Here is a 14,625-nt window from a genome sequence, read left to right as displayed (position 1 = left end):
GGCGCCCCCTCCGCGCCGCCGCGGCCGTTCCCGCCTAGGCGGTGGTCTACTTCCCGTCGCGGGTCAGGTCCAGGTTGGACGGCGGCGACGGGTACTGGTTGTCCTTGATGATCGGCGGTTCCTCCGCCTTGGCCGGCGACGGCAGCCGCTGGTCCGACGCGGCGGTCGTCTCGTCCGCCACGGGCGGAACGGGCACCGGGTCGGTCTCGGGCGTGGTGGTGGTCTGCTGCTCGCTCATCGCTTCGTACTCCCCTTCAAGAACGAGGGCAAAGTGACGAACGTCCGCCCGGAAACTCCCCCGAGGGCTGCCGGACGGACGTTCGGAGCCGCACCTGTGACGCGGGTTGGCTCCCCGTCAGGCCGCCTGCCCCCCGACGCGACGGCGTGACTGATACGAGGATGTCCGGGCGCGATAAACGAATGCTGAACGCCCGTACGAACGCGGTGAACGGCCTGTTCAGGCCGCTGCCGTCGGGGTGAGCAGGGCCCGCACGTCGGCGGCCTCCGCCACCCCGTTCTCCTCGAACAGCCGCAGCGCCTCCCGCCAGCAGACCTGGGCGCGGTCCAGCTGGCCGAGGGAGGCCAGGGCCCGCCCCAGGAGGGTGTGGACCCTGCCGCGTATCCGGTCGCCGCCGATGCAGCCGAGGGCCAGGGACTGCTCGGCGTGCTGCGCGGCCTGCGCCGGACGCCGGGCGGCCAGGTGGGTCTGGGCGATCCGGAAATGGGTGGTGCCCGCCCACAGACGCTGGCGGTGGTGGACGAAGATGGTCACGGCGTCGCCGAACTGGGCGAGCGCGTCCGTGGTCCGGCCCGCCTTGGCCAGCGCCATCCCCAGCGCGTAGTGCCCGTTGGCGAGCCGCATGGTCCGGCCGAGCCCGGACATCACGGCGAGCCCGGACCGGGCGATCTCCACGGCCCTGGAGACATCGTCCAGCGCGAGGTGGGCCCGGGACAGGTTGAACAGTGTCGTGGCCTCCCCGGCCCGGTTGTCCCACCCCCGGTAGCCGCGGATCGCCTCCTCGAAGAAGACCTCGGCGTCCCGGAACCGCCCCTCGTGCATCGAGGTCAGCCCGCGGTCGTTCGCCGCCCAGCTGGCCGCGGCGGGATCCTGGGCCCGTACCGCCCGTTCCATGGCGAGCCGCGCCTGTTCGGCGGCCTGCTGGATCCGGCCGGAGACCAGCAGCGCGTTGGTGAGCGTGGTGCGCGCCCGGCCCTCCGCCCGTGGATCCCCGGCGGCCCGTGCGGCCTCGCACGCCGCGACGGCCGCCGCCTCGTACTGACGGGCGTTGGCCCCCGACTCGGCCAGGTCCTTGGCCGCCCACAGCAGATCGACCCCGCGCCGCAGCCGGTCCGTGGTGACCGACTGCCGGACAGCGGCGAGCAGGCACTCGCCCTCGGTGTACAGCCAGTCCAGGGCGGCGTTGGCCGACGTGAAGCACAGCCCGTCGTACACGGTGGGTTCGAGGTGGTCCACCAGCCGGTCGCCGGGCCGCTCCATGGCGTAGATCCGCGCCGCCGTCGCCAGATAGAAGTCCAGCACCCGCGACATCGCCCGCTCCCGCTCGGCGGGCGGCTGCTCGCCCCGCTCGGCGCAGTCCCGCGCGTACAGCCGTACGAGATCGTGGAAGCGGTAGCGGGCGGGGGCCGCCGACTCCAGGAGGGACGTGTCCACCAGGGACTCCAGGAGGTCCTCGGTGTCCTCGGGCGGCAGGTCCAGGACCGCTGCCGCGGCGGCCAGCGAGATGTCGGGGCCGTCGGCCAGGCCGAGCAGGCAGAAGGCGCGGGCCTGGGCCGGTTCGAGCTGGCCGTAGCCGAGTTCGAAGGTGGCCTTCACCGCCAGGTCGCCCGCCCGGAGTTCGTCCAGGCGGCGGCGCTCGTCCGCGAGCTTGGCCGCGAGGACCGAGACCGTCCAGGTGCGGCGGGCCGCGAGCCGGGACGCGGCGATCCGGATCGCCAGCGGCAGGAAACCGCACGCCCCCACCACGTCCAGCGCCGCCTCCCGCTCCGAGCGGACCCGCTCCTCGCCCACGATCTTCGTGAACAGGGCGAGGGCCTCCTCGGGGGACATCACGTCCAGGTCCACCAGATGCGCGCCCGCCAGATCCACCATCCGCACCCGGGAGGTGACCAGCGCCGCACAGCCCTCCGTGCCCGGCAGCAGCGGTCTGACCTGCGCCGCGTCCCGCGCGTTGTCCAGCAGCACCAGCACCCGCCGCCCGTCGAGGACCGAGCGGTACAGCGCCGCCCGCTCCTCCAGGGTGTCCGGGATCGCCGCGTCCTGCGTGCCGAGCGCGCGCAGGAAGGCGCCCAGCACCGCCTCCGGCTCGGCGGCGCGCGGGCCCGCGCCCTGGAGGTCGATGTACAACTGCCCATCCGGGAAGGCGGACCGGGACCGGTGGGCCACGTGCACCGCCAGTGTCGTCTTGCCCACCCCGCCGATCCCGGCGACGGCCGACAGCGCCATCACCCGGCCCTCCGCCGCGGACAGCACCTGGCTCAGTTCCTGTACGAAGCCGGCCCGGCCGGTGAAGTCCGGTACCGTCGCGGGCAGTTGTGCCGGGCGCACCGGGGCCGTCGCCGGACCGGCCACCGGCGCCGACGGCTCGGCGAGCGCCGGGTCGGCGCGCAGGATCCGCTCCTGCAACTCCCGCAGCCCGGCGCGCGGATCGACGCCCAGCTCCTCGCGCAGCAGGCGGCGCGTGTCCGCGTACACCGCGAGGGCCTCCGCCTGCCGTCCGCTGCGGTACAGCGCCAGCATCAGCAGTTCGCGCAGCCGCTCCCGCAGGGGGTGGGCGGCGGTCAGCGCGGTCAGTTCGGAGACCGCCTCCGCGTGGCAGCCCTGCTCCAGGTCCATGTCGAGGCGGGATTCGAGGAGTTGCAGCCGCCACTCCTCCAGCCGCACCCGCTGGGCGTCCGCGTAGGGTCCCGGCACGCCCGCCAGCGGCTCGCCGTCCCACAGCGCCAGCGCCCGGCCGAGGGCGTCCCGCGCATGGGGCAGATCCCCGGCGCCGCGCGCCTTCTCGGCCTGTGCCGCCAGCTCCTGGGCCACCGTCAGATCCAGGGTGCCCGCGCCGATCCGGCGGATCGCGTAGCCGCCGGACTCACTGACCAGTACCCCTGGATCGAGCACCTTGCGCAGCCGTGAGGCGTAGGTGCGCAGCGCGGCGAGCGCCTGCGACGGAGGATCATCGCCCCACAGCGCGTCGATCAGCTCGGCCGCGGTCGCGGTACGGCCCTCGCGCAGCAACAGCGCGGCCAGCAGCGCCCGCTGCTGGGGCGACCCGGTGGCCAGCGGCTCCTCACCCCGCCAGGCCCGCACCGGCCCGAGCACCCCGAACCGCAGCCCGCCGCCGGGCCCGCCCGAGTCGGCGGGGCCTTCGGCGCCCGCCGCCTCCCCCGCCGTGTCCGCCTCACCCGTGTCCGGACGCCGCTGTGCCGGCACCCGCGGCGGTACCCCGTCCATCGCCCGTCCCCCTAGACATCCTGAACACCCCTGTCAGTTTGCCTTGCGCGGCACGGAAACGTCAGTCGTGAGAGACGGCGCTCACAACCCGGCACGCGCTACATCACAAGTCCCTCACATCGTCTTCGCCCCATTTACGACCTCTGCCCCGACCGGACGGTCACTTGACCGGCATAGCCACATAAGTAACGCTCCGTCAGATCAACGTCACCGTGCCCGCGTGTCGGTTCAGGCCGTCATGGGCACCCCTGGAGAGCTGGAGCCGATCACATGGCCCATGACGGTTCCCCCGGCCCTCACCCCTCCAGCTCCACCCGCACCGTGAGCAACGACACCCCCACCACCCGCACCGCCGCACTGTTCCCCCGAGGCAGTGTCCGCAGCCGCGCCACCGGGTCGTCGTCCGGCAGGACATGCGCCGTGCCCGTGTGCCACCGCCCCCGCAGCCGGACCCGGACGCGCGGATCGGCGTGGATGTTACGCACGTACTGGGACCGCTCGCCGAACTCGGAGACGAGCCAGAACACGTCCCCGACCCGGCGTCCGCCCACCGGGGTCCGGCGCGGCAGGCCGGAGACCCGGCCCGTGGTCTCCAGCAGGATCTGACCGGGCATCCGGCGCGTGAGCGGATTCACCACCCGGCGCTGAAGTGTGGTGATGGCGCGGAACCTGAGTTCGGCGAGCCGGGACGGAGAAGGCGATGCCTGGGCCATGGCGACGAACTCCTGACGTCGATATGAATGGTCGGCCACGCATGGATGGACGTACGGTCCGTCACACCCACGTGTACCCACGTCTCTTGCTTCAATGGTCGCCGGTACGGGTGGCTGAGAGCGGGTGGCTGCGGGCATGCGGGTCATGACCTGGAATCTGTGGTGGCGGTTCGGGCCCTGGGAGGCCCGCCAGAAGGCGATCCTGGGCGGGTTACGGGACCTGCGCCCGGATGTCGTGGGACTCCAGGAGGTCTGGGACGCCGACGACGGCAACCTCGCCGAATGGCTGGCCGGCGAACTCGGCCTGCACGCCGTGTACGCCCCCTCGCACGCGCCCGAGCGCTGGCAGCGGCGGATCGGTGACCCGGGGGTCGGCATGGGCGTCGCGGTCCTCAGCCGCTGGCCGGTCCTGGAGCAGGCCACGCTCCCCCTGAACGCCCCCGCCGACCTGGACGACGGCCGCCTGGCCCTCTACACGCGGCTCGCGACCCCCTCGTACGAGGTCCCGTTCTTCACCACTCACCTCACCTCGGCGTCGTACGGCTCAGCCGTCCGGGTGGGCCAGGTGACAGCGCTGGCGGAGTTCGTGCGCGCCCACCGTGGGGACACCCCCTTCCCGCCCGTCATCACCGGCGATTTCAACGCCTTCCCCGACTCCGACGAGATCCGTCTCTTCGGCGGCCGGGTGACCGCCCCGCCGGTCCCCGGCCAGACCTTCTACGACGCCTGGCAGTACGCCGACCCGGGCGCCCCCTGGGCCACCTGGGACCCGGCGAATCCGTACGTCGCCCCGGGCGGCTTCCCACCCGCCCGCGTCGACTACATCCACGTCGGCCCACCCGGCCCCGACGGCCTGGGCCGGGTCCGTGCGGTGCGCCGCGCGGTGGACGGCCCGGTGGAGGGGGTGTGGGCGTCGGACCACACGGCGGTGGTGGCGGACCTCGCGGGTCCGGGCGAGGCGGACGATTAGGCCGGCTATGGGGGAGGCCGACGTTCAGGCCAGCAGGCGCCAGTGCGGTCCGTCAGGGCTGCCGAGCCAGACGATCTGCTCTTCTTCGGTCACGGTCATGCCGAAGGCGGTCTGATCGGGGGCGCCCGCCTGCTGCCATACGGTGATCGCCCTTCGCCGCCCCGGACACCACTGACCTCCGGGGCGGCGACGTGCCGTCACGGACCGAGCGCCACGAGGCGGCTCAGCGTGAGCGCCAACAGATGCTCAAGTCGGGTCAGTAGCGCGACGTCGGGGCCAACCCGGAACTCCCCGCGAGGATTTAAGACCCGGCCCGGCAACGGCTCCGGGCATGACTCCGCCTCAGCTTCCACGACCTTCACCGGCGGAGGCACAAGAGGCATCACCGCGTACACGACCTTGCCGCCCGAGGGGTGGTGGTACGAGTCCCAGCGTTCGCTCAACAGGGTCACCAAGGGCAGGCCACGCCCGTCCTCGGCATCCGACTCGGGCGTCCGCATCTTGGGCAGGACGCGGCTGGTGTCGTAGACCTCGACCAGCAGCCTCCCATCGGTCATGCGCAGCCGGACCGCCACGAGCGGCAGAGTCTCGCGGTCCCGATACGTCACGCCGGGCTCGGTGGTGCCGGTGGCCCGCGCCGCGCCCCCGGCACCCGACGGCCACGGGGAGGTCCGCTTCGCCGACGCGGCCTCGGCCAAGGGCTGGGAGAGCCTCGCCCAGCAGGCAGGTGAGAACACCTACCGCGCCTGGATCACCATGCGCACCGCCCCCGGACCGGCCATCGATTCCACTGTCCGCCGTCATGGAAGAGGATCACCCACATCTCGGCGTCCACTTTGAGGGAGGAAACGGCCCTCGCCCACAAGGAACCCACCTGACCCGTGAAGGCTTCGCCGGGCTCGTGGAGTTCGCCAGGCGCCCCGGCTGACCCGCGCACCCACTGGCCCTGAGTACCCGGCCCAGAAGGCCGGCAGCGACGACCCCGCACCCACTCACCCCCCTTTAGGCCCCCGGACCCCCCTCAGCCCGGCGGAGCCCACTCGTATGCTCGAAGAATGACGACACCCGCGACCCCCGGACCCACCGAGAACTCCCTGCGTCGCGCCCTCAAACGCGCCCGTGACGGCGTCGCCCTGGACATCGCGGAGGCGGCGACGCTGCTCCAGGCGCGCGGCGCCGCCCTGGACGACCTCACCGCGTCCGCCGCCCGGGTCCGGGACGCGGGCCTCGAAGCGCATGGCCGCCCCGGCGTCATCACGTACTCGAAGAGCGTCTTCATCCCCCTCACCCGGCTGTGCCGGGACAAATGCCACTACTGCACCTTCGTCACCGTCCCGGGCAAGCTGCGCCGCGCCGGGCACGGGATGTTCATGTCGCCGGACGAGGTGCTGGACATCGCCCGCAAGGGCGCGGCCCTCGGCTGCAAGGAAGCCCTCATCACCCTCGGGGACAAGCCCGAGGACCGCTGGCCCGAGGCGCGCGAGTGGCTCGACGCGCACGGCTATGACGACACCATCGCCTATGTGCGGGCGATCTCCATCCGGATCCTGGAGGAGACCGGGCTGCTGCCCCACCTCAACCCGGGCGTCATGAGCTGGACCGACTTCCAGCGGCTCAAGCCCGTCGCGCCCTCCATGGGCATGATGCTGGAGACCACCGCGACCCGGCTGTGGTCCGAGCCCGGCGGCCCCCACCACGGCTCCCCGGACAAGGAACCCGCCGTACGGCTACGGGTCCTGGAGGACGCGGGGCGCTCCTCGGTCCCCTTCACCTCCGGGCTCCTCATCGGCATCGGCGAGACCTACGAGGAGCGCGCCGAGTCGCTGTTCGCGCTGCGCAAGGTCGCCCGGACCTACCACGGCATCCAGGAACTGATCATCCAGAACTTCCGCGCCAAACCCGACACCGCGATGCGCGGCATGCCGGACGCGGAACTCGACGAACTCGTCGCCACCATCGCCGTCGCCCGGCACATCATGGGCCCGAGCGCCTGCCTCCAGGCGCCGCCGAACCTCGTCGACGCCGAGTACGAGCGGCTCATCGGCGCCGGTATCGACGACTGGGGCGGCGTCTCCCCGCTCACCATCGACCATGTCAACCCCGAGCGCCCCTGGCCGCAGATCGAGGAACTCGCCGAGCGTTCCGAGGCCGCCGGTTTCACCCTGCGGGAACGTCTCTGCGTCTACCCCGAGTTCGTCACCCGCGGCGAACCCTGGCTGGACCCCCGGCTGCGCCCGCACGTCGCCGCCCTCGCCGACCCGGCCACCGGACTCGCCCGCCCGGACGCGACCGTCGAGGGCCACCCCTGGCAGGAGCCCGATGAGGTCTTCACCGCCACCGGCCGCACCGATCTGCACACCACGATCGACACCGAGGGCCGGACCGGCGACCGCCGCGAGGACTTCGACGTCGTCTACGGCGACTGGGGCGCCCTGCGCGAGGCCGCCGCCCCCGGCATGGTCCCCTCCCGCATCGACACCGACGTACGCTCCGCCCTCGCCACCGCCGCCGACGACCCCACCAGGCTCACCGACGACGAGGCGCTCGCCCTGCTGCACGCCGACGGCCCGGCGCTGGACGCGCTGTGCGCGATCGCCGACGACGTGCGCAAAACGGCGGTCGGCGACGAGGTGACGTACATCGTCACCCGCAACATCAACTTCACCAACGTCTGCTACACCGGCTGCCGTTTCTGCGCCTTCGCCCAGCGCCGCACCGACGCCGACGCCTACACCCTCTCCCTGGACCAGGTCGCCGACCGCGCCGAACAGGCGTGGGACCTGGGCGCGGTCGAGGTGTGCATGCAGGGCGGCATCCACCCCGACCTGCCCGGCACCGCCTACTTCGACATCGCGAAGGCGGTCAAGGAGCGCGTGCCCGGCATGCACGTCCACGCCTTCTCGCCCATGGAGGTCGTCAACGGCGCCACCCGCACCGGCCTGTCCATCCGCGAATGGCTCACCGCCGCCAAGGAGTCCGGCCTCGACTCGATCCCCGGCACGGCGGCCGAGATCCTGGACGACGAGGTCCGCTGGATCCTCACCAAGGGCAAACTCCCCGCCGCCACCTGGATCGAGGTCATCACCACGGCCCACGAACTGGGCCTGCGCTCCTCCTCCACCATGATGTACGGCCATGTCGACCAGCCCCGGCACTGGCTCGGCCATCTGCGCACCCTGGCCGGCATCCAGCAGCGCACCGGCGGCTTCACGGAGTTCGTCACCCTCCCCTTCATCCACACCAACGCGCCCGTCTACCTCGCCGGGATCGCCCGCCCCGGCCCCACCCTGCGCGACAACCGCGCGGTGACCGCCATGGCCCGTCTCCTGCTCCACCCCTGGATCCCCAACATCCAGACCAGCTGGGTCAAACTGGGCACGGACGGCGCCGCCGAGATGCTCCGCTCCGGCGCCAACGACCTGGGCGGCACGCTCATGGAGGAGACCATCTCCCGGATGGCGGGCTCCTCCTACGGCTCCTACAAGTCGGTCAAGGACCTGATCGCCGTCGCCGAGGCCGCGGGCCGCCCGTCCCGCCCCCGCACCACCCTGTACGGCGAGGTACCGGAAGAACGGCAGCGGACGGCCCGCGATTCGGACGGCCACCTTCCGGAACTGCTGCCGGTGCTGGACTAAGGGACGCGAGGGACACAGGGGGTATAGGGGGTATCGGGGGTATCGGGGGTGCAGGAGGTACGGGGGACACGGAGGCGCAGGGGACACCGGGGGCGCGGGTCACGTCCCGGCGCCGGAGGACGTCACCGACGACGGCGTACCGATCCCCCCGGATCATGGCGTCCCAGGGCATCCGTCACGCACAGTACGATGATCCGACCCTGCTGCCGCCCAGGACGTCGAGGGCGGCCGGGGCCGGAGTCCGCCGGAGACTGAGGAGTTGGGTGCCGTGTCTGCTCGTCGGCTGCCCTCGTGGATCTGGATCACCGGGCTGACCGCGGGCGCTGTCGTGGCCGTCGGGGCGCTGGCCGGCCAGGCCGCTGAAGGGCCGCGCCCCGTCGCCGCCGCGAGCGGGCCCAGCCCCTCCGCGTCCGCGAGCGCGAGCGCGACGCCGGGGCCGAGCGAACCGGCCTCCGTCCGGGTGCCGGACGGCTCCGGCAGCGGACGGCGGATCGTGTACGCGCTCGGCGACCGCCGCGTCTGGCTGGTCGACGCCAGTGACGCGACCCGCCGTACCTTCACCGTCTGGCCGGGCACGGTCGACCCCGACCCGGGCAGCTACACGGTCGGTGACCGCAACGAGGCGACCACCGGATCCGACGGCGTGGAGATCGAGAACATCGTGTACTTCGCCGCCAAGTCCGGGGTGAACATCGGCTTCTCCAGCGCGCTGGACGGCTCCTCGCCCCCGCCGGCCGCCGCGGGCGCGCAGACCGGCGGTATCCGGATGAAGTCGGCCGACAGCGCGGCGCTGTGGACCTTCGGCACGGCGGGGACGACGGTCACGGTCGTCGAGTAGCGCCCGGCAACTGGTTGACCAGCAGCACGACCCCGCTCATCAGGAACACCCGGGTCGCCGCGTCCAGCCCGTTCCAGTCCTCGGACTGCCACATGGCGAACCACTCACCGCCGATCGCGATGAACCCGGCCCCGAACAGCAGCATCAGCATCAGCAGCCCGTACGTCGACCAGCGTCGCGCCCGTACGGTGTCGCGCCGCGCCCAGAACCAGGTCCCGGCGATCAGCACCAGGGCGGCGACGGTCTCCCACACGACGATCGCGACATAGGCGGCGTCCTGCACACCCCTGCTGGTGATGGCCCGCCACATCAGGTCCTCGTCCCCGAAGGTGGTGTCCATGGCCAGCACATGCCGGACGAACTGCTGGTTCGTCCCGAAGTCGGTGATGTTCCCGAAGGCGACGAAGGCGGTGTAGAGGGCGAGGGTGCCGGTGAGCAGCAGCGCGGCGAGCGCGAGCCCGGGGAACCCGGAGAGTGAATCGGGACCGGAACCGGAGGAGGAGGAAGAGGAACCGGAGGAGGAACCGGACGGGGAAGGGGAACGGGGGGTGGAAGTGGTCATGACACGGATCTTTCCAGGGGCCGGGCGGTGGCACACCCGCAATGCCCCCTCCGCCCGCGCCCCGCGTACGCCCGGCCGGTTCCTGTACGCACCCCCGCAAACACTGCGCGATCGTCACCGACCACTCACTCTCCGCATAGCGTTCCGACCCCGATCCGACCCTGGCCCGTCGAATACAGTGCTGAGCTGTCGTAGGCCGGGACGGTCGGGCGAAGGGGGTCTGAGTGGACACGACGACGGGTGCCGCGCCCGGCACAAGGACCGGATCGGCGACCGGATCGGCGACCGGTCACGCTGCCGGCCCGATGTCCGGTCACGCTGCCGGGCCGACGTCCGGTCACGCTGGCGGCCCGGCCTCCGGCCCCATGTCCGGGTCCGGTGCCGTGTGGGGCCGTACCGAGCAGCAGGATTTCCGCAGCCGGGTGCGCGGCACCCTCCTCGGCGTGGCCGTCGGCGACGCGCTCGGGGCGCCCGTGGACCGGCTCGCCCTGGACGAGATCCGTGCCGCGTACGGGGCGGAGGGCGTGAGCGATCTGGCCCCCGCCTACGGTCGCCGGGGCGCGGTGACCCATCTGACCCAGCTCACGCTCTTCAGCGTGGACGGTCTGATACGCGCCCAGGTCCGCCGCGACACCGGCGCCTGGCACCCGCCCACCGACCTGCACCGCGCCTACCTCCGCTGGGCGGCCACCCAGCGCGACTGGGGCCCGGACGAGCGCCGCGCGGAGGACGGCTGGCTGGCCCGCGAGGAGTGGCTGTACGCCCGCCGCGCCCCGACCCGCGCCCTGCTGCTGGGCCTGGGCGACGAGACGATGGGCACCCTGGAGGCGCCGAAGAACCCGGCCGCGACGGGCCCCGAGGCGGCGGCCCGCTCGGCGCCCTTCGGTCTGCTGGTCGGCTGGGAGCCCCAGTTGGTGGTCCAGCTGGCGGTGGAGTGCGCGGCCCAGACGCACGGCGACCCGGTGGCGTACCTCTCGGCGGGCGCGTACGCGGTGGTCGTGCACGCGCTGGCCCGGGGCGACACCCTGGACGGAGCGATCCAGCGGGCGCTGTCCCTGCTGTCGGCCCGCCCCGGGCACCAGCCGGTCTCGGCCGCCCTGCAACTGGCCCTGGGCGCGGTACGCCAGGGCATCCCGACCCCGGCCCGGGTCACCGAGCTGACCGGGGACGGCACCGCCGAGTCGTCCCTCTCCGCCGCGCTGTACTGCGCGCTGGTCGGCGAGGACGTACGCCAGAGCCTGCGCCTGGCCACCAACCAGGACGGCCCCTCGGCCGCGACGGCCGCCCTCACCGGCGGCCTCCTGGGCGCCCTGCACGGCGAAACGGCCCTCCCCCCGGCCTGGCTGGCCGAACTGGAGGGCCGCCCCACCCTCCTGGAACTCGCCGACGACTTCGCCATGGAGATGACCCAGGGCCCCTCCCTCCACGGCCCCACAGGCGCGGCCCCGGCATGGCTGGCCCGCTACCCCCGGGGCGCCTGACCGCCCGCTAGCCGATCGTGGAGTGAAAGAACATGACGCCCGGAACGAATGCGCAGGCGCCGCTGAACACTGCCAGTGGGGGCGCGTACCCACCCCAAGCGGTCAGGATCCCCGCGCCCAGAGCGGCGAGCGCGCCCAGCAGCAAGATCACGGCGGAGCGCAGGGTGAGCAGGGGGTCAGAGTTGTGATGCACGGATGGCTCCTTCTCCATGGGCCTCAGTGGACCTCAACCATAGAGCATGCTCACAGTGTGAGTCAAGTGAGCATGGAGTAGCGTCGCGGTGGGCGTCCGGCAGAGCGGCTAGTGGCGGCGCAGTGTCTGGAGAAGCGCGCCGGTCTCCGTGACGGTCCAGAAGCCCCAGCCGTTCCGATTGGGCTTGACCCGCGGGTTCACGGCCTGCAATACGGCGCTGGCCGCGCCGCTGGGGGTCCGGTAGTGGCCGGTGCCGGGGCCTTCAATGACCGTGAGGGCCTGGGTGACCGGGTCGTAACGGCCCTCGGCGCGCTCGCCGTTGTAGACGGCGTGCACGGCCACCCCCGGCTCGTCCTCGCTGGCGGCGCGGGGGGACGGTTCCGGCTGCTGAAAGTGCTCGACAAGCCTGCGTACGGCCTCCCCGGGGGCCACGTTCCATGCGCGGGCGAGGAGGATTACCTGGGAGTAGGTGGCGTCGTCCACCGGAATGCTGTTGCTCATGCCGCCAGTGTACGCATGGGTGAGCGAATGTGAGAGAAACTGAGAATAGCTGAGGGTGGCCGGCCGCCCCGGTCACCGTCCTGGGCCCCTTTCCGCTGCCCGGCGACCCGGGATGACGTACGTCGAGCGGATCACTGCACGTCCGGGCCCAGCGCCACGCCCTCCCGCAGTTCCTCCGGGCACTGCGTCCCGCGCGGCAGCTGGTAGGGCGCCCCCAGCCGGTACGTCCCGGCCTCCGGTGCCAGCAGCACCGTCCACTTGTCGCCCTGCGCGTCCTCGGCCGCCTCCATCACACAGCCGTTGACGTTGTCGTACGTCTTCGGCGTGCCCTCCGGCCGGTTTTTGGACGCCTCCGTCTCCTGCGGCGGCTCCACACCCTTGCCGTCGGCGTCCACCAGCCCCAGCCACGGCGAGTACGGCACCCGCACCAGCACCTCGCCCGGCCGGCTCACCTCGATCGTCCAGCCGTCCTGCCCGGCCCGCTCCACGGTGGCCGGCGGATCGGCCAGCGGCACCGGATCGCTCACCTCGAACAGCTGCCAGTTGGCGTCGCCCCAGATCTGCGTCAGATAGGGCATCCCGCGCTGCACCAGCTCCCGTTCCCGCTCCGCGCCGTCGCCGTCCGGCTCGTCCTTGGGCAGCACCACGTACCGCACGGACCAGCGCTTGAGCCACTCGTGATAGTTCGCCGAGTTCAGGGTGTCGTCGTAGAAGAGCGGGTTGCGCTCCATGTCGGCCTGCCGGTTCCAGCCCCGGGCCAGGTTCACGTACGGGGCCAGCGCGGACGCCTCGCGGTGCGAGCGGGCCGGGACCACCTCGACCCGGCCCTTCTCGGCGCCGACCTGCTGGAGCTCGTTCACCAGCGGCGCCAGCTCGCGCGCCCAGGACGCCGCCGGGGTGGTGTGCACGACGTCCTCGACCGTCTTCACGCCGATCCACACCGTGAACCCGGTCGCCGCGACGACCAGCGCGTACCACTTGCGCGAGCGCGGCACCGTGAACGGCACCGCCGCCGCCAGCGCCACCCCCGCGAACAGCATCGGCAGCCGCGTGATGTTCGACCCGATCTGCGAACTGACCAGCCACACCAGCAGCACCGACAGCGCGTACACGGCCGACGTGATCCGTACGGTCTGCCAGGCGGGCGGCACCGCGAAGTACACGATCGCGGCGAAGAGGAACGGCAGGATCCCCGAGGCGAACGACATCGGCTGGGTGCCGGAGAACGGGAACGCCCACGCCGACGCCGCCACCACCGCGACCGGCGGCAGCCCCAGCACATAGGCGCCCGGCCGCCGCTTCTGGAGGAACAGCGCCGCCGCCACCAGCCCCACGAACAGCCCCGCGACCGGCGAGGACATGGTCGCCAGCGCGGCCAGCGGCGCCGCGACCAGCGCCTTCACCCAGCGCTTACGACGCCAGCGGTACGGCCAGCAGAACACCGCCGCGACCGCGCCCAGCGCGAACATCATGCCCAGCCCGAACGTCACCCGCCCCGACGCCGCGTTGCACAGCAGCGCGAACACCCCCGCCAGCGACGCCCACAGCGGATTGCGCACCGCCCTGACCCGCACCAGGATCAGCGCGAGCAGCGCCGCCGAGACCGTCCCGGCGATCATCATCGTGGTCCGCACCCCGAGCACCGACATCAGATACGGCGACACCGCGCTGTACGACACCGGATGCATCCCGCCGTACCAGGCGAGGTTGTACGCCGAGTCCGGATACCGCCCGGCGAACTCCGCCCACGCGTCCTGCGCCGCGAGATCGCCGCCACTGTTGGCGAACGTGAAGAACCAGACGACGTGCAGGACACCCGCGAGGACGGTGGAGAACAGCACCGGATGCCTCAGCAGCCGCTCCCGCAGGGCGGCGAGCCGACGGGGACGGGCGCCCCTGTCGCCGCCCCCGGAGGGGAGGCCCGCGGCGGAACGCCCTATTCGCGGCCGGGCCGAGGGGTCCGTACCGGTACCGACCCCTGTGGCCGTCTCGTCGCTCATGCCGCCGTCGGCGCGTGTCGGCTCCGCTGTGGCCACCTGAGGCACTCCCCGTGTCCCGTCTTCCGCTCCCGGCCGCGCCTCGTTCGTCCCCGCGCCACGGCGCCGTTGCCGCGACCGCCGACCTGTCCCGATTCGCGACGCTAGCAGAGACCCCGCCGGGGGGGCCCGGGGGGGGGGGGCCCCCACGGGGGGTTGTGCGCCGGCACCGGGGGGTGGGTCAGCCGCCGCCGGTGAGCCCACCCGGGGGCGCCGAAGCGGGGGTTGCGGGG

Annotated in this window: 13 protein-coding genes; 4 read left to right on the top strand and 9 right to left on the bottom strand. The window is 72.8% G+C overall.

What is annotated here, in order from left to right; translation table 11 throughout:
• Window positions 1-46 precede the first annotated feature (46 nt).
• The 3 genes from ACFXAZ_RS37695 to ACFXAZ_RS37685 all read right to left on the bottom strand — a co-directional run bounded on the left by ACFXAZ_RS37695 (window position 47) and on the right by ACFXAZ_RS37685 (window position 4,176).
• The gene (locus ACFXAZ_RS37695; protein ID WP_384600978.1) at window positions 47-238 is read right to left on the bottom strand and encodes a hypothetical protein; all 192 of its coding nucleotides are present in this window, start codon (window positions 236-238) and stop codon (window positions 47-49) included.
• Window positions 239-457: 219 nt separating this feature from the next.
• Window positions 458-3,463 (bottom strand): BTAD domain-containing putative transcriptional regulator, encoded by a 3,006-nt coding sequence (locus tag ACFXAZ_RS37690; protein ID WP_384600974.1) that lies wholly within the window; start codon window positions 3,461-3,463, stop codon window positions 458-460.
• 296 nt (window positions 3,464-3,759) lie between these two features.
• Window positions 3,760-4,176, bottom strand: coding sequence for a nitroreductase/quinone reductase family protein (locus ACFXAZ_RS37685; protein WP_384600971.1), 417 nt, complete (start codon window positions 4,174-4,176; stop codon window positions 3,760-3,762).
• Between the two features lie 136 nt (window positions 4,177-4,312).
• Here ACFXAZ_RS37685 and ACFXAZ_RS37680 point away from each other — a divergent pair, with 136 nt between their 5' ends.
• Window positions 4,313-5,146 carry an endonuclease/exonuclease/phosphatase family protein gene (locus ACFXAZ_RS37680; protein ID WP_384600968.1) on the top strand — a complete coding sequence of 278 codons (834 nt, stop codon included), beginning with the start codon at window positions 4,313-4,315 and terminating at the stop codon, window positions 5,144-5,146.
• Window positions 5,147-5,170: 24 nt separating this feature from the next.
• On the opposite strand, the gene ACFXAZ_RS37675 is transcribed toward ACFXAZ_RS37680, so the two are convergent.
• A complete protein-coding gene (locus ACFXAZ_RS37675; RefSeq protein ID WP_384600966.1) occupies window positions 5,171-5,347 on the bottom strand; it encodes a hypothetical protein in 177 nt (58 codons plus the stop codon).
• The gene (locus ACFXAZ_RS37670; protein ID WP_384600964.1) at window positions 5,344-5,883 is read right to left on the bottom strand and encodes an ATP-binding protein; all 540 of its coding nucleotides are present in this window, start codon (window positions 5,881-5,883) and stop codon (window positions 5,344-5,346) included. The genes ACFXAZ_RS37675 and ACFXAZ_RS37670 overlap by 4 nt, the downstream gene beginning before the upstream one ends.
• 318 nt (window positions 5,884-6,201) lie before the next feature.
• Between ACFXAZ_RS37670 and ACFXAZ_RS37665 the strand changes: the two genes are divergently transcribed.
• Window positions 6,202-8,781, top strand: coding sequence for a bifunctional FO biosynthesis protein CofGH (locus ACFXAZ_RS37665; protein ID WP_384600961.1), 2,580 nt, complete (start codon window positions 6,202-6,204; stop codon window positions 8,779-8,781).
• A 268-nt stretch (window positions 8,782-9,049) separates the two neighbouring features.
• On the top strand, window positions 9,050-9,619 hold the full coding sequence (locus tag ACFXAZ_RS37660) for a hypothetical protein (protein WP_384600958.1): 570 nt from the start codon (window positions 9,050-9,052) through the stop codon (window positions 9,617-9,619).
• On the opposite strand, the gene ACFXAZ_RS37655 is transcribed toward ACFXAZ_RS37660, so the two are convergent.
• The gene (locus ACFXAZ_RS37655) at window positions 9,603-10,181 is read right to left on the bottom strand and encodes a DUF2165 domain-containing protein (protein WP_384600956.1); all 579 of its coding nucleotides are present in this window, start codon (window positions 10,179-10,181) and stop codon (window positions 9,603-9,605) included. The genes ACFXAZ_RS37660 and ACFXAZ_RS37655 overlap by 17 nt on opposite strands.
• Window positions 10,182-10,546: 365 nt before the next feature.
• Between ACFXAZ_RS37655 and ACFXAZ_RS37650 the strand changes: the two genes are divergently transcribed.
• Window positions 10,547-11,662, top strand: a complete 1,116-nt coding sequence (locus ACFXAZ_RS37650) for an ADP-ribosylglycohydrolase family protein (protein WP_384600953.1) — start codon at window positions 10,547-10,549, stop codon at window positions 11,660-11,662.
• A gap of 7 nt (window positions 11,663-11,669) precedes the next feature.
• Here the strand turns inward: ACFXAZ_RS37650 and ACFXAZ_RS37645 are convergent, their stop codons facing one another.
• From ACFXAZ_RS37645 to ACFXAZ_RS37635, 3 genes are all read right to left on the bottom strand, one after another.
• Window positions 11,670-11,855, bottom strand: coding sequence for a hypothetical protein (locus tag ACFXAZ_RS37645; protein WP_384600950.1), 186 nt, complete (start codon window positions 11,853-11,855; stop codon window positions 11,670-11,672).
• A 108-nt stretch (window positions 11,856-11,963) separates the two neighbouring features.
• Window positions 11,964-12,356 (bottom strand): hypothetical protein, encoded by a 393-nt coding sequence (locus ACFXAZ_RS37640; RefSeq protein WP_384600948.1) that lies wholly within the window; start codon window positions 12,354-12,356, stop codon window positions 11,964-11,966.
• Window positions 12,357-12,487: 131 nt separating this feature from the next.
• Complete coding sequence (locus tag ACFXAZ_RS37635; protein ID WP_384600945.1) at window positions 12,488-14,392, bottom strand: MFS transporter; 1,905 nt, start codon at window positions 14,390-14,392, stop codon at window positions 12,488-12,490.
• Window positions 14,393-14,625 lie beyond the last annotated feature (233 nt).

Origin of the sequence: Streptomyces sp. NPDC059477, assembly GCF_042749375.1 — a bacterium.
Lineage (GTDB): Bacteria > Actinomycetota > Actinomycetes > Streptomycetales > Streptomycetaceae > Streptomyces.
This window is presented reverse-complemented; position numbering and strand designations above follow the sequence as displayed.

Coding starts and splice junctions, on each gene's coding strand:
- ACFXAZ_RS37640 (WP_384600948.1), bottom strand. CDS start 12,356: ATGAGCAACAGCATTCCGGTGGACGACGCCACCTACTCCCAGGTAATC.
- ACFXAZ_RS37680 (WP_384600968.1), top strand. CDS start 4,313: ATGCGGGTCATGACCTGGAATCTGTGGTGGCGGTTCGGGCCCTGGGAG.
- ACFXAZ_RS37690 (WP_384600974.1), bottom strand. CDS start 3,463: ATGGACGGGGTACCGCCGCGGGTGCCGGCACAGCGGCGTCCGGACACG.
- ACFXAZ_RS37695 (WP_384600978.1), bottom strand. CDS start 238: ATGAGCGAGCAGCAGACCACCACCACGCCCGAGACCGACCCGGTGCCC.
- ACFXAZ_RS37655 (WP_384600956.1), bottom strand. CDS start 10,181: ATGACCACTTCCACCCCCCGTTCCCCTTCCCCGTCCGGTTCCTCCTCC.
- ACFXAZ_RS37650 (WP_384600953.1), top strand. CDS start 10,547: ATGTCCGGGTCCGGTGCCGTGTGGGGCCGTACCGAGCAGCAGGATTTC.
- ACFXAZ_RS37665 (WP_384600961.1), top strand. CDS start 6,202: ATGACGACACCCGCGACCCCCGGACCCACCGAGAACTCCCTGCGTCGC.
- ACFXAZ_RS37685 (WP_384600971.1), bottom strand. CDS start 4,176: ATGGCCCAGGCATCGCCTTCTCCGTCCCGGCTCGCCGAACTCAGGTTC.